Here is a 17597-nt window from a genome sequence, read left to right on the forward strand (position 1 = left end):
CATAAAAATAGCTGTTTTACGTTAAAATACAATGTTTTTGATGATTATGGAAAGGCTGGATCCCAGTGTCAAGCACTGGGATGACACCATTTGTTGTAAACTCACTTTTACTCTATGGTTATACTACCTTGCCGCTATCCTGAACGGATACAAAGTAAGTTTTATTGTGATGTGCTCATCTGTAAAAAATAAGACTTAATCTCACTGTTGATCATGGATTTTAAGTTGTGCTAGCACACTGCGGCCATTTAAAGAGTCAAGATTTTTAACCTGGCTAGCCAGTATTAAAGAGTTATTTTTCAGGTATTTCTTTACAAGGCTTGCAAGTCTTTTTGGATTATTCAAATAGCTCCACTCTGCTTGTAAAACTTTTATATCACTTTGTACTAAATTAATTTCACTTTTTATTTTTATTAGCTCTCTATTTAACGACTGAACATGTAATTTTACCTTAAATAGTCCTACAATGCTAAGAAAAAACATAACTATTGAGATGATGCAGAAAGTTCTCACGACAACCTCTGTATAGCTCTTAGTTTTGCTGAGCGTGAACGCGGATTTGCACTTACTTCTTCTATACTTGCTTCGATCACTTTTTTATTTAGCAGAGAGAATGTCTTGCAATCAGTAGCACATAAATCTTTAAAAAAAGTTTTGACTATACGATCTTCTAAGGAATGAAAGGTGACGACAATTAATTTGCCATTCTCACTTAAAATCTCAGATGCAGCTTTAATACCCTTTTCAAGTTCTCCCAGCTCATCGTTTACCCATATTCTGATTGCCTGAAATGTTCTGGTTGCAGGATCAATTTTGCTTTTTCCACGAAATACCACGGAACGTACAATATCCGCAAGCTCAAATGTAGTTTTGATAGTTTTCTTCTTCCGTACATTTATTATTGCTCTTGCAATTTTGCGAGAATGACGTTCGCCTCCGTAGTTATATATAGTATTTGCGATTTCTTCTTCGCGTAAAGCGTTAACAAACGTTGAAGCGTTTATATAAGAAGAGTTATCCATGCTCATATCGAGTGGACCATCATGTAAAAATGAGAACCCTCTATCTCCATTATCAAGCTGCATAGATGAAACTCCGATGTCAAAGACCACTCCATCCACCCCGTTTGATGTCATTCCAGCGTGTGACCAGTTATTTTTTCCAGTATCAAGTACTGGGATGACAGGAGATGGCTCAACGCTGCTTAGTATACTTTTAATATTACTAAACTTCTCAATGAATAGTTTTATTCTATCTGGATATCTAACGCTTAAATCATCATAAAACTTAGTTACCGTTTCATCTCTATCAATTGCATATACTTTGCAATCAGCTGACTCCAATATTGCTTTGCTATACCCTCCAGCTCCAAATGTGGCGTCCACGTATATGCCACCATCCTGCGGTGATAGTAGTGATAGCATCTCTTTTAACAAAACTGGAGTGTGTGTCATATCAAAAAATTTAAGTACAGTTGGTGTAGATATCCTACTCTACTCTACTCTTCACATCAATTTTATTTATGTACATAGATTTTCTTGCCAAAATATGGTATCTTATCGGAATATATGAGCAATAATATTAAAATCAAGGTTTAATATTGTTAATATAATATTCACATAACGTTCACATTTTTTTTTATATATAAGATCAAACAGGCTATAGGGAAATTATGCAGCAAATAACAAAAGTAATATTTTCAAGTTTGATTTGTAACACTTTATTGTGGTATGACCACATGCTTTTTGGCCACTTAATAAACATAATAGGTGGTGTGTTTTTTCCATCGGATGATCAACTAACCAGCGTATTGAAGGCTTTTGGAGTGTTTGCAGTGGGTTTCTTAATGAGACCAGTCGGTGCTGCTATATTTGGTCACATTGGTGATAAACATGGCAGAAGAGTTGCCTTATTGCTCTCGATTATATTAATGACTTTATCAACCGTATTAATTGCTTTTGTTCCAGGTTATCAAAGCATTGGAATACTAGCGTCAATGCTGGTAGTGTGTTTAAGATTATTGCAGGGTATATCTCTTGGAGGAGAAGCAGGAAATGCACCATTTTTAATAGAACATGCTCCTAAAAACAAAAAAGGATTTTTTGGCAGCATTGAGGTATTAAGTGCAATTCTTGGTTCAATATTAAGCCTGATAGCGGTACTCATATGCAAAAAAGTATCTGATTTTGAATCTTGGGGGTGGAGATTACCTTTCATTTTCAGTTTAGCAATGGGATTAATTAGCATATATATGAGATATATACTTGATGAAAGCCCAGAGTATAAAAGACAAAAAAATCCGTCTAAATTGCCACTAAAAGAGTTATTAAACAATTACAAAAAGCCTGTTCTAATATCAATAGGTATTGACTTGGTTGAAAATGCGTCTCTCTATATATATTTGGTATTTTTCAATGTGCTTACGAATAAAATATTAACAGTAAATACTCATTTTAATCATATAGTGGAAATACTGAGTCAAATTGCGCTCGGAGGATTGACAATATTATTTGCTATACTTTCTGATAAGGTAGGAAGAGAAAAAGTTATGAAATTTGCATTTATAGCTTTTGTAATAGTAAGTTATCCAGTTTTTTCAATGTTATGTAGTGGCAATTACTTGCTGGCACACATTCTTTTTATAATTCCAATAGCTGCATCGCTTGGTCCTGTCAGTGCACTTATGTGCGAATTATTTCCAACAAAGGTTCGGTACAGTGGATTTGGTTTATCAAGAAATATAGCTGCTGGATTTTTTGGCGGCCTTGCACCATTTATATGCACAACAATTATCAAGGTTACAGGACAAGAGACTTCAGCTAGTTTTTACATGATTTTCTGTGCATTAATTGGGCTAGTTGCTATATCGCAAATTAAGGGTGAGCTTTCTTCAAAATTACCCAAAGTAAACCAAGTATAGTTGCAGTATAGCAGAATTTAAAAAAATCTAATTATAAGGCGGGAAGTGCCAATTTTTAGGTGATAATGTGAATATTTCAGCACCATCTTTTGTTACTCCGAGCGTATGTTCAAATTGAGCAGAAAGTGAAAGATCGCGTGTTGTCACTGTCCAATCATCGAGTTTACTGAGCAGAGTCTCATGTTTTCCAGCATTAATCATTGGCTCTATTGTAAAGAACATACCTTCCTTCAAGACGAGATTTTCATCTTGATCATAGAAATGCACTACATTTGGTGGAGCATGAAAGACTTTTCCTATACCATGTCCGCAGTAGCTGCGTACGATAGAATATCCAAAATCTCTAATATATTTCTCTATAGCAAGCCCTATTTCATTTAACTTATTGCCGGGCTTAACTTGTTTGATTGCTTCCATCAATGCATGATAAGTAGCGTCACACAAGCGTTTTGCTTTTATTGATGGCTTGCCAACCCAAAACATGCGACTTGTATCACCATGCCAGCCATTTAAAATCACCGTGACATCAATATTTAAAATATCTCCATCTTTAAGTGGTTTATTATCGGGAACACCATGGCACACAACTGCATTTTTTGAAGTGCAAATCGATTTTGGATACCCCCTATAGTTTAGTGGTGCTGGAATTGCACCTGCATTAATTATAAAATCATGACATAGATCATTTAACTCATTAGTTGTCACCCCTACCTTTACGTACGGTGCAATGAAATCAAGAGTTTCAGCAGCAAGCCTGCCAGCCTTGCGCATAAATTCAAAATCTTCTTGTGAGTGTATAGTTATGTTCATATTTTCCATGTCTTATTGTAATTGGTACGCTTACTCGCAAGTACATAAACATAATAATTTTACATATTATAAAAATAAGTCCTATGGATCCTAGTGTCAAGTCATTTGTATGAAAGGTGGTAAAACAGAAATCTAGACTGTAACTTTTGATTTAACCCAATTATACAATTTACTCATTTTACCATCCTGACCTAAAATACCAGAATTATTTTTATAAAAAGTGTCAACTATTAGCTTTATAGAGCCTATAGCAGCAGAAAATACAGGATTTTTATCATATTCGCCATCAAGACCGCTACAAGACTCAGGGCACCCAATTCGAACTTGCTTATTGAATATATAGCCTGCAATTTCCTTCATGCTTGTGAGTTGACTAGTTCCACCTGTGATCACTACTTTATTAATTGGATCTTTCTGCTCTTGAAATTGCTCTCTTACCATTTCAAGTATTTCTTCAACTCTTGGTCTTATGATGTTAATAAGCTCAGATTTGAATACTTGAGTAGGTTCATCATTTTCGTTGTTTTGCATTGTAATGTACTCATTCTCATCTATTGAAGTTACGATAGTGCTGCCATACAGTATTTTTATATACTCTGCACGTTCTATGCTTGTGCATAGCCCGTAAGCAATATCTCGAGTGATATGAACACCACCAATTGGAACGCTGCTTGCATACACAAGTTTCCCTCTTTTGAAAATTCCAATTGCAGTGCATCCACCGCCTATATCAACAATAGCAGTCCCGAGCTCTTTTTCATCTTCACTCAGACAGGCAAAACCTGCAGAATATGCAGAAGCAATACAACCTGCCATATTTAATCCACCATTATTGGTAATACAGTTTTCAATATTGGTAAGCGCTGGACGCGAAGCAGTGACAACATTAACATCAGCAGATAGTCTTTTTCCGTACAATCCACCAACTTCTTTTATGTCAGTCATGTCATCTAAGTGATATTTCAGTGGTATATTGTGAATGATAACATTCTCTTCAATATATTTCTCAAACGTCTGAAAAACTACACGTTTTATATCCCGGTCAGAAATTTCATGATTAGCTGCAATAATTTCATTATGTACATTGAAAGATGAGATGCCACATCCAGCAATATTCACATATATCTGATCTATAGTTTCCTCTGACACTTGCTCAGCTAAACCTATAGTTGATGAGATGGAGTAATTTGCGTGTTTTACATTAGTTATTGATCCACCGTTTACACCTTCTGCAATCTTATAACCCGTTCCTGTTACTTTATAGCTGAAGTTGCCATTTATCTTAACGATTAGACAAATAATCTTTGTTGTACCTATGTCTAAAACAGCAAAAACATTTCTCTTTGGTTTTGCTATTACTGCAGAGTACATTAGTTAACCTTATTACGCAATTTCATTTAAATTGTAGCTTTCTTTAATAATTTATATTTCTATTATAGATATAGCAACATTTTAATATACACTAAATTCTGGACAAAAGGAAAAGCAAAACATAGAATTATAATTTTTATGTCCATATTACCAATTGTAATTGCTCCTGACGAAAGACTAATCACACGTGCCAGTGAAGTAACAGATATAAACGATAAAATTAAAGAATTAGTAAACGACATGTTCAAAACTGTGTACGACGCAGAAGGTTTTGGCCTTGCTGCAGTGCAAGTTGGAGTGTTAAAGAGAATTTTTGTTATGGATGTTCAGCTAGAAACAATTGAAAATGAGCCAGCAGGATATGAATCAACTGGCAAATTTTGCATGATTAATCCAGAAATTACGGAATTATCTGATGAACAAGTAATTCTCAAGGAAGGATGTCTTTCTATTCCAGAGCAAAGCTATGAAATTAAGCGTCCAAAGTATTTAACTGTGAAATACAGAGACTTAAATAACGAAGAACAGACGCTAAAAGCTAGTGGTTGGCTTGCAAGGTGTATTCAGCATGAATTAGATCACTTAAACGGCATATTATATATTAGACATTTATCTAAGTTGAAGTATGATATGGCGATGACAAAAGCACAAAAGATTAAAAAGCAATATGAGCAATGAAGACCTAGAATTATTAAAATTTTACCATGAAGTGGGCGTTGATTGCACACTAACAGAGGGTGAAGAGGAAAAAAAGTTGGAGAGCAAAGAGAGTGTACAACCCTCTGTTATCCAAACTGGAACCAAGAAGAAAGATGCAGATACGCGCTGGAATGACACTAAAGATGGGAAAGAGCAGCAATCCATGTTTCCAAGTGACTGGATAATTGAAGCAAGGAAACTTGCAGGTAAATGTGGTAGTGTGGATGAATTAAGAAGTGCAGTTGAATCATTTGAAGGTTGTGAGATAAAAAAAACTGCAACTAATACTGTCTTTTCTGATGGTAATCCAAATGCAAAAATTATGCTCGTTGGTGAAGCTCCAGGAGCAAATGAAGACCTTCAAGGCATACCATTTTGTGGTGCAAGTGGAATGTTGCTCGATAAAATGTTAAATGCAATCAATCTTGATCGCACCAAAGTTTATATAAGCAATACCGTATTTTGGCGCCCACCTGGCAATAGAAAGCCAACCGACCTAGAGCTTGATATGTGCAGACCATTTGTTGAGAAGCATATTGCACTAGTTTCACCACAGGTTTTGGTTTTAGTTGGTGGAATTGCGTGTTATAGCCTTCTTGACAGCACAAAAACTATATCGAATTTGCGTGGTAGATTTCATACGTACACTAACCAATATTTGTCCAATTCAATCACCACAGCCGCTATATTTCATCCAGCTTACCTACTTCGCCAACCGGCACAAAAACGTTTAGCCTGGGAGGATTTGAAGAAGATTAGGGAGTATCTTGATAACACCAATAACTGCACAAATACCTAATAAAGTGGTAGACCTCTTGCATAGTTTTTTGCAGCATGTTAACAATCGTTAGAAACGAAAAACTTCCTTGACAAGCCTCGCCAGCTCCCTTATCATGATAGTGAAGCTATTGTATTTGCTTTCGCCAATCTGCAGATTAAAAGGTAAGGATTACTTAATGTATCGGCGTCTTATGTTCAATTTTTTGCAGTATATAGATACTGTATGTCTTTACAAAACTTCATCTACATCTAGATTTTTATCTAAATAAGCTGAACGCGCTTATAAAGCGTTACAAGACATCAAAAAATGCCAATACTCGACAGAGATAGTAAAAGACTAGCTAACTCGGGGATTCTTTGTCTTTTTTTCTGCTTAGTAAATTTCTTAAACATTTGCAGCGTAAGTTAGTTGCAATTAAAAGCAGCTTAATCTTGCTTGTCAAGCGTTTAAAACATAAAAAACGCCAATATTTTAAAGCGGATAATAACCCCAGGGCTTCTTTTGCCTTTTTTTTCATTTGGTAAATTTCTTAATATTTATGGCTAAACGACAATCGTCATCCCGCTGCTTGTTAGCGGGATCTATGCTTTGAGATACCGCGAATAAATCGCGGTATGACGTAGAGCTCGCGTTAGCTATACTTTTATGCTTACCAACTCAGTATCCAATCAAAATCCTGGATTTCAGTGTCAAGCACTGAAATGACACCAAAAGGGCTACTGCTGTTTTGGATGGAAACCAGTGTCAGCTACTTGAATCTGCCACGCAAATTGCCTGCAAATTGCAATGTTCGTACAGCTGTGCGTCATGCGCTGGAATGGCATCAAGGGGTAACTTTTTATTTAAACAATGATTGTAAAATGATTATAATAAGAGATCTATTGAAATTTTAAAGTTATTAAATATTGACGCTGTATACTTAAGTGTTAAAATAGAATGAAAAGTTTTTAGGAGTTTATATGGCAGCAGGTGGGAAAGCAAAGACAGCTAGTAAAAATAACCCTACTCAGCGTAAGAAGGCCGAGCAAAAAATGTATAAAGATAAACCGGTAAAACCTGTTAGATATATAGATCGTGACTCGCGCATGAATTATATGTCTGCTCAATATGACAACGGCAATCTGGTTGAAGATGAGGTAAGCGGCAATCCTATAAAGTGGGAAGCTGTATAATAGTTGTGGTTAAAGTTACTATTAATTCTAAGGAATGTGAAGTAGAGCATGGGCTCACTATAATTCAAGCTTGTGAAGTTGTGGGCGTTGAAATTCCACGTTTTTGTTATCATGAGCGTTTAGCAATTGCTGGTAACTGCAGAATGTGTTTGGTTGAAGTGGAGGGTGGACCTCCAAAACCAGTAGCCTCTTGTGCAATGCCAGTTGCAGAAGGGATGGTTATTCACACTGATACCCCTAAGGTTAAAAAAGCACGTGAAGGTGTGCTTGAGTTTTTGCTAATTAACCACCCGCTTGATTGCCCAATTTGCGATCAAGGTGGTGAATGCGATTTGCAAGATATCACGATGGCTTATGGGAAAGGAACCAGCAGACTTGATGAGCATAAGAGGGCTGTGCCAAAAAAACACTTCGGACCACTGATTGAGACTGCGATGAATCGATGCATTCATTGCACTCGGTGTGTTAGATTTTTGTCTGATGTTGCAGGTACAAATGAACTTGGAGGAATCGGAAGGGGAGAAAATGTAGAGATTAGCACTTACATAAAAAGGCATATTAGTTCTGAATTATCTGGAAATATCATAGATCTCTGCCCGGTAGGGGCTTTAACTTCAAAGCCTTACTCCTTTACAGCGCGTCCATGGGAGCTATCACATTGTGAGACTATAGATGTGCTAGATGCTGTGGGTAGCGCAATTAGAGTTGATTATCGTGGCCCGGAGGTTATGAGGATATTACCAAGGCTGAGCGAAGAGGTAAATGAAGAATGGATATCAGATAAAACCCGCTTTGCCTATGATGGACTAAAAGTTCAGCGTCTTGATCGACCTTATGTAAAAAAAGATGGTAAATTAGCCCCAGTTGATTGGAATGAAGCATTAATTATTGCTGCAAAGAAATTAAAGAATACAAAATCAAATAAAATAGCTGCAATTGCAGGTGATTTAGCAGATTGTGAGTCTATGCTTCTACTCAAAGAAGTGATGCAGAAGCTCGGCTCGGGGAATATAGACTGCAGGCAGGATGGTGCAAAGCTTATACCAAGTAATCGTGGGTCATATGTGTTCAATACCACTATTGAAGGTATAGAAAATGCAGATTTATGTCTGCTTATAAATACAAATCCAAGGATAGAAGCACCGATCATTAACATAAGATTGAGAAAGAGATATTTACAGGGCAACTTTCCTGTTGCAAGTGTTGGTCCTAACATTGAATATTTATATCATGTTGAGAAATTGGGCGATAATCCTGGTATTTTGAGTGAAATAGCAAATGAAAATCATAAATTCTGTGAGCTGCTGGTAGCTGCTCAAAACCCTATGCTGATTATCGGTCAAGATGCGTTGATAAGAGATGATTCTGAATCAGTTCTAATTCTAGCTGGCAAAATTGCAGAAAAATTTAACATGGTCAGAGATGACTGGAATGGCTTTAATGTGCTGCATAAAGCTGCAGCAAGAGTTGGTGGGCTAGATATTGGGTTTGTTCCTAAAAAAGGCGAAAGGGATATTAATCAAATATTGGAACATGCAGAAAGTGGTGAAATAGAAGTGGTTTATCTTCTTGGTGCAGATGAAATTGACACATCAAAGTTAGAAAACACATTTGTAATTTATCAAGGTCATCACGGTGATAAGGGTGCACATGTGGCAGATGTTATCTTGCCTGGTGCTGCATATACAGAAAAATATGCAACTTATGTAAACACTGAAGGTCGAGTGCAAAGAACAAATTTAGCTGTATTTCCTCCAGGTGAAGCAAAGGAGGACTGGTTAATTATTAAAAATCTCTCGCAATATTTGGATCTCTCCTTACCATATGATAGTTTATTTGACGTGAGAAAAAAATTAGATACTATCGGTCCACAGTTTAGAAATGCTGATCAAGTGATAAAAAACACATGGGTGCCAATTAGCAATGGTAAAATAAATTTAAGTAATACACCTTTTACTTTAAAGGAGTGTAATTTTTATATGACGGATTCAATAAGTCGCGCTTCAAAAATAATGGCAGATTGTACTAAAGCTTTTTATGAACACGCTAGTTAATATTTTATTTATTTTAGTACCGCTACTACTTTCAGTTGCATATTTGACATACTTTGAGCGTAGGGTCCTTGCTGCAATTCAACTGAGGCACGGCCCAAGTGTAGTTGGACCTTTTGGGCTATTGCAGCCATTTGCAGATGCTATTAAACTACTGATTAAAGAGCCGATAATACCATTTAGAGCGAGCACCATACTGTTCATTATGGCTCCAATGCTTACCTTTATCTTGGCATTAATTGCCTGGGCAGTTATACCGTTTGGTGCTGAAGTAATTGTAGAAAATGGCCAGCAAGTAGTTATTCCTAAGGTTATAGCAAATATTAATGTTGGAGTGCTTTATGTGCTAGCTATATCGTCGCTGGGAGTATACGGCGTGATTATTGCAGGCTGGTCAAGCAATTCTAATTATGCATTTCTTGGCGCTATACGGTCGGCTGCTCAGATGATTTCGTATGAAGTTTCAATAGGCTTAATAGTTGCTACAGTCGTTATTACCACTGGAACATTAAATCTTGGAGAGATGGTGGTAGCGAAACACAATATGCCATTTTGGGTTGATTTACTACTAATGCCTATAGGAATAATATTTTTTATTTCTTTGCTTGCAGAAACTAATCGTCACCCATTTGATTTACCAGAAGCTGAAGCAGAGCTTGTCTCTGGATATAACGTTGAATATTCATCCATGCCTTTTGCCCTCTTTTTTCTTGGAGAATATGCAAATATGATTTTAGCAAGTGCTATGATGACAATATTCTTTCTGGGGGGATGGTATCCTCCGTTAGAACTTGGTTTGCTTTATAAAATTCCAGGTTTAATTTGGTTCGTTTTGAAGATAATTATACTTTTATTCGTATTTATTTGGATTAGAGCAACAATACCTCGTTATCGATATGATCAGCTAATGCGCCTTGGTTGGAAAGTATTTTTACCAATATCAGTGTTTTGGGTGATACTCATTTCAGGGGTGTTGCTCTTTACTGGGAATTTGCCTGGATCCAATGTTTAATTTCCCAAATACAAGATTAAGACGCAGGCGCTCGAGCAAATGGGTTCGCAATTTAACAAGTGAAAATAGTTTATCAGTAAATGATCTGGTTCTTCCTCTGTTTGTTCATGACAGAGAAGAAACAACTGAACCAATTTCTGGCTTACCAGGCGTAAAGTGTTATTCAATAGATGGATTAGTGTCTATAGTTAAGGAAGCTAAAGATTTAGGGATTAATGCTGTTGCAATTTTTCCTGTAGTTGATAGTAAACTAAAATCTGAAAACGCTGAGGAAGCATATAATTCTGACAACTTAATCTGCAGAGCAATTTGTGCTGTAAAATTAAAGGTACCTGAAATTGGTATTATTGCAGACGTTGCATTGGATCCATACACTATTCACGGCCATGACGGCATTTTAAAAGATAATCAGATGGATGTAGAAAACGATGAAACTATATCAGTGCTGTGTAAGCAAGCGTTTGCTTTAGCGAAAGCAGGATGTGATATAGTTGCTCCTTCTGATATGATGGATGGTAGAATAGGAAGAATCAGAAAATCATTAGATGATAACAACTTTCAAGACGTATTAATATTATCTTATGCAGTGAAATACTGCTCTAGCTTCTATGCTCCATTCAGGCAAGTCGTTGGTTCATGTGGGCTATCACATTCTATAGACAAAAGTGGTTATCAAATGGATTATAAAAATGCGCGCGAAGCAATGTGCGAAATTGAAATGGATATAAATGAAGGTGCAGATTTTATTATGGTTAAACCGGGTATGCTATATTTGGATATTATCAAAACAGCAAGTGATAAGTTTAATTTTCCGATTTTTGCTTACCAAGTAAGCGGTGAGTACGCAATGATAAAAGCTGCTGCAAATAATGGCTGGCTAGATTATGACAAGGTGATTTATGAATCTTTGATTGGTTTCAAACGTGCGGGTGCAAGTGCAATATTCACTTACGCTGCACTTGATATTGCAAAAAATTTAAGTGCATAAGCCCTATAAAATTATTAAATTTTTGGCGCACGTTCTTCTACTGTTGCTGCATATTACCTAAAATCTTCCAATACATGTTTTAAGCTATTGATAAGTCTATTACAATACAGTATTATAAATAATATAAACCAAGTGTTACTTAGAACATGGGGATTTTTTTTAAATTTTTGGGGAAGATGCTAGGCAAGGTTTTTCCTGCTAAAACAGTAAGCTCTCTTTTAGGAATAGGATATTTACCAAGTTGGCAGAACTATTGGTCTTCTTTTTTAATATTATTTATTGTCGATGTTATATTAATTCTTACATATGGAGGCGAATACTTACTATATAAAATGCCAGACTCAGGAATAGTTGTAGCTGCTGTTTTTACAAAATTGGCAATAGTTATGTTAGTAATGCAATTAATTGGAATATTTATTTTTCATGCTCAAGACCCTTCAGCAAACAGTGGTGAAGAAATAGTAATACAAATAGCGTCAGGGCAAGTACTGACTGTAGCACTTTCAATGCCAGCAATAATGTCAATTTATTATGCTGTAAGTAAACTCTATGGGAATATATGTAAGCAGATGTTTCAATGCCCATTTTGGTTTAATGATTTTATGCACTTTTTCTTTTTTCTTATGATACCTTACGTATTTTTTAATGTCGTAGAAGTGATAAAACCATGGCCAATAAGTTCAATACAGCTCAGCTATAATAATGCAATGTCAATTACATTTGAGGGGATTTTTCACACATTTTATGCGGTGATTTTACTGTATTTAACAGCATTTATATTCTGCGATTTAACTATGCATGATGCAATTGTCCTAAATAAAAGCATAATTCAGTATGTGAGGGAAAGTTCAGCAGTTTTAGGTGATTATTTACATGATACTGTTAAAAAAATAGGTATTGAATAGTACTTATTTATTTATATATTTAGTATAAAAAGTGTGCAATTTGTGTGAACTTACAAAGTATAATAAAAGAGTTACAAGATTTTTGGGCTAGTGAAGGATGTGTTATACTTCACTCATACACATCTGAAGTTGGTGCTGGCACATTACATCCTGCAACAATTATGTCTGCAATTGATACAAAACCGGCAAAAATTGCATATCTACAACCAGTAATTAGGCCAGCAGATGGGCGCTATAGTGATAATCCTAATCGTTTGTATCAACATCACCAATATCAAGTTATAATAAAGCCATCTGGTAATAATTTACAAGACGTCTATTTAGATAGCTTAAAAGTTCTTGGCATATCTACAGAAAAATATGATATTAAGTTTGTTGAAGATGATTGGGAAAATCCGAGCGTTGGAGCATCAGGACTTGGATGGGAAGTTACATGCAATGGAATGGAAGTAACACAGCTTACTTATATACAGCAAGTTGGAGGGATTGACTGCAAGATGATTCCTGGTGAGGTGGCATATGGGTTGGAACGTTTAGCAATGTGCATACAAGGTGTAGATAATGTTTACGATATAATTTGGAACGATAACGGTGTAACTTACGGAAATATTTTTAAACAAAGAGAATATGAATTTTCTTATCTAGCATTAGATTATTATGATACTAAAGTGGTACAGCAGCAATTCGAAGATACGGAAAAATTGTGCAAGTTCCTTATTGAAAAGGAGCTACCAATGGCAGCTTATGACCAATGTATTAAAACTAGTCACCTACTTAATCTGCTTGATGCAAGAGGTGTGCTTGGTGTGAATGAACGTACAGCTTATATTGGTAGAGTTAGAGAGCTGACAAAAAAATGTTGTGAATTGTACATGAGTAAATAGCGTATGTCGTTGCAGTTGTTATTTGAGTGCCTTTCAGAAGAAATACCACCGAGAATGCAGAATTCAGCTACAGTTCAAGTTAAGAGCTGTATTGCCAATGTTTTTAACAAAAATAATGTAAAATTTACATCAATGGAGGTTTTTATAACGGCACGTCGCATTACCCTATTTGTCGACAACATAAATGCTTTGGAGCTAAAGGATTCCAATAACGAAGTTAAGGGACCAAACATTAACGCACCAAAAAGTGCTATCGAAGGTTTTTTAAGAAAATATCAGAAAAATGAAGAAGATTTGCTCGTTCGAAAAGTAAATAATGAGGATTTTTACTTCATTAAAAGAGAAAGCTGCTCATTTAACATTCAAGAGTTTCTTAAAAATCAACTGGAGGAAATGCTCAAAAACTTTTCTTGGTTGAAGAGCATGAGATGGGGCAAAGGAAAAGAAAGGTGGGTTAGGCCAATTAAAAACATTTTATGCATTTTAAATGATGAAATAATACCTGTATCTTTTGCAGGGATTACAGCATCTAACACAACATATGGCCATCGATTTCTCTCAAGTGGTACGGCGCTTACTGTTAAAACACCTAAAGACTATTTTGAATTGCTAGAAAAAAACAGTGTAATTCTCCAAATGGACAAAAGAAAGCAATTTATACTAGATCAGATTAATAAATTCACAAAAGAGCAGAATTTACAACTTGAGAAAAATGATTATTTACTAAATGAATTGACAGGGCTTATAGAGTGGCCAATCGTACTGTTTGGTGAAGTGAATCAAGAAAAGTCATTTGGATTACCGAAGGAAGTAATACTTAGTATAGTTAATACACAACAAAAATACCTTGCTTTAAGTAATGGAAAGAGAATTTCACACTTTGTCACTGTTGTCAACGTCAACAATGGTGAAGTTGTTAAAGGACACGAAAGAATATTAGAAGCACGTCTTGCTGATGCCCAATTTTTAATATCTCAAGATAAAAAGGAAAATCTAGATTATTATGTCAAAAGATTAGGTTCAATATTATTTCATGCTTCACTTGGCAGCGTGGGGGAAAAGGTGAAGCGTATTACGGCTTTGTCAAAGTATATAGCTATATTTATTCCACATGCTTCGCTGATAAAAGTTGAACGTGCTGCATATTTGGCAAAAGCTGATTTGGCAACATCGATAGTAAGAGAGTTTCCAGAATTACAAGGAGTAATGGGTGGATATTATGCTTCTTATTTTCAAGAAGATAGAGAAATAGTGGAAGCTATAACTGAGCATTATAAGCCAATCGGGCCAGAGCAGGAGTGTCCTAAATCTCCTTCTGCAATTGCTGTGTCAATTGCAGACAAAGTGGATAGCTTAGTTGGTTTAATTGCAGCAGGTGAGAAAATCTCTGGTTCGTATGATCAATTTGGTTTGCGGAGAATGACAATTGGTATAATTAGGACAATACTTGAAAATAATTTGCATGTTCCAATTAGGCTAATGATAGACAAGTCAGTATCTTTATATTCAAGGCTTCTATTTAATAAAAATACAGCGTCAGTTGATAAGCCGAATAGAAAACAAATTTCAGAACTAGTATTTAGATTTTGCTTAGAAAGATTCAAGGTTATTTTAAAAAATAGAGATATAAGGCAAGATGTTGTAGATTCAATACTATATAAAATCGATATTAATGATCTGCTGACAGCAGAAAAGCAAACTGTTATATTGGATCGTTATCTTAGTACTCCAGAAGGTGAACAAATTCTAAGCACTTACAAAAGAGTCAGTAACATGATGAGCAAAGCAAGGAAAAGTGATGGCACTACTTATAGTGCATCTTACGGTAAGAGGTTTTTGATTGAAAGTGAAGAAATTGCGCTATCAAATTGTGCTATAACTGCTTGTAAAAACATAAAACAAGCGATAAAAAATAACCACTTTAATGTAGCACTTGATGAACTTGCTGGTTTTGCTCCGTTTATCAATCAGTTTATGGACAGTATAAAGATTAACTGTGATTCTGATAAGCTGAGAAGAAACAGATTATCTTTGCTTGAAAATGTAGTTTCCATCTTTCATTTAGTAGCAGATTTTAACCTCATACAGGTTAAACAATGGATAAATGCTCAGGCAATATAAAGAACAAATCAAATCATCTCCACAATCCTGTGGCGTGTATAAGATGGTTGGAGATAAGAATAAAGTTTTATATGTTGGAAAAGCAAAAAACTTAAAGTCAAGGTTATCCGACTACCTTCAATTCGAAAACCTTTCTGAACGAATTAGAGTTATGCTCTTACAGGTTATTAAGGTTGAAATATTCATCACTGAGAATGAAATCGAAGCACTGCTTCTTGAAGCACAGCTAATAAAATCATTGAAACCACTTTATAATATTGTGCTCAAGGATGGAAAATTTTATCCTTATATAACAATTTCCAAGCACGATTATCCAAGAATAGCAAAATATAGAGGCAAATTTAAGAAAAATGAGTTTCATTATTATGGTCCCTTTACATCTGCCGCTGCTGTTAAGCAAACTATATTGTCATTGCAAAAAGCTTTTCTCCTAAGAGTATGTTCAGATCAATACTTTTCCTCAACAAAAAGACCATGTATTGAATATCAAATTAAGCGCTGCTCAGCACCATGCATAAACAAAATCACAAAAGACAACTACTGCCAATCAGTAAAACAGGCACGAAATACATTGCTTGGAAGAAATAAGGAAGTGAAAGAACAGTTACTTTTCACAATGAGAAAGTGCAGCAGTGAAGAAAACTATGAGCTTGCTGCTATATATAGAGATCGGGTAAAGTTTCTTGAGCAAATTCAAATACAGCACACGGATTTTTCTTTTGAAAAAGATGCAGATTTCTTCAGTATTGTACGTGAAGAGGATCTAGCATGTATTAGTGTGTTATCGTTCAGAAATAAAGACAACTACGGCAGCACTCCTTACTTTGCCGAGAACTGTGGTGATCACTCAAATGATGAAATTTTATCCACCTTTTTGGTCAATTTTTATAATTCAGCTAACATACCTCCAATACAAATTTACGTTCCAGATTCTATTGTGGATAAGGAAATTATAGAACAAGCACTATATAAGGTTGCTCAAAAGCCAGTAAAAGTTCTGCATGCAAAGAATAAAAAAGAGCGTGATTTATTGAAATTTGTTTATGATAACTCTCAGCATAGCTTAGAGCAGAAGCTTATCGATTATAGAAATAACCTAGAAAAGCTTGAGGAGCTTAGCAAAATCTTCTTGTTACCAAATATTCCAAAGCGTATTGAAGTTTATGACAATAGCCATATATTTGGAAATCAACAAATTGGTGTAATGGTTGTTGCAGGGCAGGAGGGTTTTTTAAAGAGTGAGTACAGAAAATTTACTATAAAGGAAAAATTTTCAGGCGATGACTATAAAATGATGAGGGAAGTGCTAACCAGACGTTTCTCCGGCAATATAAAAGGCATAATACCTGATTTTTTACTGATTGATGGTGGACCAGGACATGTTTCCATAGTACAGAATGTACTGGAAGTATTGAATATAAACGTTCCTTTTGCTTGTATGGCAAAAGGTCCTGATCGTAACGCAGGAAATGAAAGATTTTATATGCTGGGCAGGGAAGAATTCAGTCTGGCAAATGACAGCAAAGTCATGCTTTACTTACAATCGCTGCGTAATGAAGCCCACCGTTTTGCGATAACTTCACATAGAAAAAAACGCGATAAACAGTTTATAGTTTCACAATTAAGCAAAATACCCGGCATTGGCAACAAAAGAAAAAAAGCGTTGATGTCTTATTTTGGTTCAGTGAAAAATATAAGCAAAGCTTCTCTGGCTGAAATTCAAAACGTACCTGGAATTAGTAAAGGTTTAGCAGAAGTCATTCTTAAATACGTGAATTATAAGAGAGGAGTACTGGAATGACACAAAACCCGTTTTATTATTAGGGAATTTATATCTTAAAACCGCAAAAAAAGGTGTGCGTATTTGTGAAAAAAAATCTCCA

The 17597-nt window shown here is 35.5% G+C and carries 16 protein-coding genes; 12 read left to right on the forward strand and 4 right to left on the reverse strand.

Going from position 1 to position 17597, the window contains the following annotated elements:
• Positions 1-201: 201 nt before the first annotated feature.
• The gene (gene ftsL, locus OOK97_RS02380) at positions 202-513 is read right to left on the reverse strand and encodes a cell division protein FtsL (protein ID WP_007548286.1); all 312 of its coding nucleotides are present in this window, start codon (positions 511-513) and stop codon (positions 202-204) included.
• Positions 510-1454 (reverse strand): 16S rRNA (cytosine(1402)-N(4))-methyltransferase RsmH, encoded by a 945-nt coding sequence (gene rsmH / locus OOK97_RS02385; RefSeq protein WP_264705538.1) that lies wholly within the window; start codon positions 1452-1454, stop codon positions 510-512. Before rsmH ends, ftsL begins: the two co-directional genes overlap by 4 nt.
• Positions 1455-1672: 218 nt before the next feature.
• Here rsmH and OOK97_RS02390 point away from each other — a divergent pair, with 218 nt between their 5' ends.
• A complete protein-coding gene (locus OOK97_RS02390; protein WP_264705539.1) occupies positions 1673-2920 on the forward strand; it encodes an MFS transporter in 1248 nt (415 codons plus the stop codon).
• Between the two features lie 27 nt (positions 2921-2947).
• Here OOK97_RS02390 and map read toward each other — a convergent pair whose 3' ends face one another.
• Both map and ftsA read right to left on the reverse strand, forming a co-directional pair.
• On the reverse strand, positions 2948-3730 hold the full coding sequence (gene map, locus OOK97_RS02395) for a type I methionyl aminopeptidase (protein ID WP_006279681.1): 783 nt from the start codon (positions 3728-3730) through the stop codon (positions 2948-2950).
• Between the two features lie 132 nt (positions 3731-3862).
• Positions 3863-5101, reverse strand: a complete 1239-nt coding sequence (gene ftsA, locus OOK97_RS02400) for a cell division protein FtsA (protein WP_264705540.1) — start codon at positions 5099-5101, stop codon at positions 3863-3865.
• Between the two features lie 138 nt (positions 5102-5239).
• On the opposite strand from ftsA, the gene def reads away from it, so the two are divergent.
• The 11 genes from def to uvrC all read left to right on the forward strand — a co-directional run bounded on the left by def (position 5240) and on the right by uvrC (position 17515).
• Positions 5240-5779 carry a peptide deformylase gene (gene def, locus OOK97_RS02405; RefSeq protein WP_264705541.1) on the forward strand — a complete coding sequence of 180 codons (540 nt, stop codon included), beginning with the start codon at positions 5240-5242 and terminating at the stop codon, positions 5777-5779.
• Positions 5769-6599 carry a uracil-DNA glycosylase gene (locus tag OOK97_RS02410; protein ID WP_264705542.1) on the forward strand — a complete coding sequence of 277 codons (831 nt, stop codon included), beginning with the start codon at positions 5769-5771 and terminating at the stop codon, positions 6597-6599. Before def ends, OOK97_RS02410 begins: the two co-directional genes overlap by 11 nt.
• 668 nt (positions 6600-7267) lie before the next feature.
• Positions 7268-7474, forward strand: a complete 207-nt coding sequence (locus OOK97_RS02415; protein ID WP_038250894.1) for a hypothetical protein — start codon at positions 7268-7270, stop codon at positions 7472-7474.
• A gap of 66 nt (positions 7475-7540) precedes the next feature.
• Complete coding sequence (locus OOK97_RS02420) at positions 7541-7753, forward strand: hypothetical protein (protein WP_006279675.1); 213 nt, start codon at positions 7541-7543, stop codon at positions 7751-7753.
• 5 nt (positions 7754-7758) lie between these two features.
• Positions 7759-9807 (forward strand): NADH-quinone oxidoreductase subunit NuoG, encoded by a 2049-nt coding sequence (gene nuoG / locus OOK97_RS02425; RefSeq protein WP_264705543.1) that lies wholly within the window; start codon positions 7759-7761, stop codon positions 9805-9807.
• Positions 9791-10816, forward strand: a complete 1026-nt coding sequence (nuoH, locus tag OOK97_RS02430; protein WP_264705544.1) for an NADH-quinone oxidoreductase subunit NuoH — start codon at positions 9791-9793, stop codon at positions 10814-10816. The genes nuoG and nuoH overlap by 17 nt, the downstream gene beginning before the upstream one ends.
• Positions 10809-11804, forward strand: coding sequence for a porphobilinogen synthase (gene hemB, locus OOK97_RS02435; protein ID WP_264705545.1), 996 nt, complete (start codon positions 10809-10811; stop codon positions 11802-11804). The genes nuoH and hemB overlap by 8 nt, the downstream gene beginning before the upstream one ends.
• 146 nt (positions 11805-11950) lie before the next feature.
• A complete protein-coding gene (locus tag OOK97_RS02440) occupies positions 11951-12709 on the forward strand; it encodes a phosphatidylglycerophosphatase (protein WP_182364786.1) in 759 nt (252 codons plus the stop codon).
• Between the two features lie 44 nt (positions 12710-12753).
• Positions 12754-13593: a glycine--tRNA ligase subunit alpha gene (locus tag OOK97_RS02445; RefSeq protein WP_264705546.1), complete on the forward strand. Its 840-nt coding sequence runs from the start codon at positions 12754-12756 to the stop codon at positions 13591-13593.
• Between the two features lie 3 nt (positions 13594-13596).
• Complete coding sequence (gene glyS, locus OOK97_RS02450; RefSeq protein ID WP_319803569.1) at positions 13597-15714, forward strand: glycine--tRNA ligase subunit beta; 2118 nt, start codon at positions 13597-13599, stop codon at positions 15712-15714.
• Entirely contained in the window at positions 15698-17515 is a 1818-nt protein-coding gene (gene uvrC, locus OOK97_RS02455) for an excinuclease ABC subunit UvrC (RefSeq protein ID WP_264705548.1), read from the forward strand. The genes glyS and uvrC overlap by 17 nt, the downstream gene beginning before the upstream one ends.
• The last annotated feature ends 82 nt before the right edge of the window (positions 17516-17597 follow it).

The sequence above is a fragment of the Wolbachia endosymbiont (group A) of Gymnosoma rotundatum genome (assembly GCF_947250765.1).
In the GTDB taxonomy this organism is placed as follows: Bacteria; Pseudomonadota; Alphaproteobacteria; order Rickettsiales; family Anaplasmataceae; genus Wolbachia; species Wolbachia pipientis.

Bases quoted from the DNA above. Each gene is read 5' to 3' on its own strand.
- rsmH (WP_264705538.1), bottom strand. From the start codon at position 1,454: ATGACACACACTCCAGTTTTGTTAAAAGAGATGCTATCACTACTATCA.
- OOK97_RS02390 (WP_264705539.1), top strand. From the start codon at position 1,673: ATGCAGCAAATAACAAAAGTAATATTTTCAAGTTTGATTTGTAACACT.
- map (WP_006279681.1), bottom strand. From the start codon at position 3,730: ATGAACATAACTATACACTCACAAGAAGATTTTGAATTTATGCGCAAG.
- ftsA (WP_264705540.1), bottom strand. From the start codon at position 5,101: ATGTACTCTGCAGTAATAGCAAAACCAAAGAGAAATGTTTTTGCTGTT.
- def (WP_264705541.1), top strand. From the start codon at position 5,240: ATGTCCATATTACCAATTGTAATTGCTCCTGACGAAAGACTAATCACA.
- OOK97_RS02410 (WP_264705542.1), top strand. From the start codon at position 5,769: ATGAGCAATGAAGACCTAGAATTATTAAAATTTTACCATGAAGTGGGC.
- OOK97_RS02420 (WP_006279675.1), top strand. From the start codon at position 7,541: ATGGCAGCAGGTGGGAAAGCAAAGACAGCTAGTAAAAATAACCCTACT.
- nuoH (WP_264705544.1), top strand. From the start codon at position 9,791: ATGAACACGCTAGTTAATATTTTATTTATTTTAGTACCGCTACTACTT.
- hemB (WP_264705545.1), top strand. From the start codon at position 10,809: ATGTTTAATTTCCCAAATACAAGATTAAGACGCAGGCGCTCGAGCAAA.
- OOK97_RS02440 (WP_182364786.1), top strand. From the start codon at position 11,951: ATGGGGATTTTTTTTAAATTTTTGGGGAAGATGCTAGGCAAGGTTTTT.
- glyS (WP_319803569.1), top strand. From the start codon at position 13,597: ATGTCGTTGCAGTTGTTATTTGAGTGCCTTTCAGAAGAAATACCACCG.
- uvrC (WP_264705548.1), top strand. From the start codon at position 15,698: ATGCTCAGGCAATATAAAGAACAAATCAAATCATCTCCACAATCCTGT.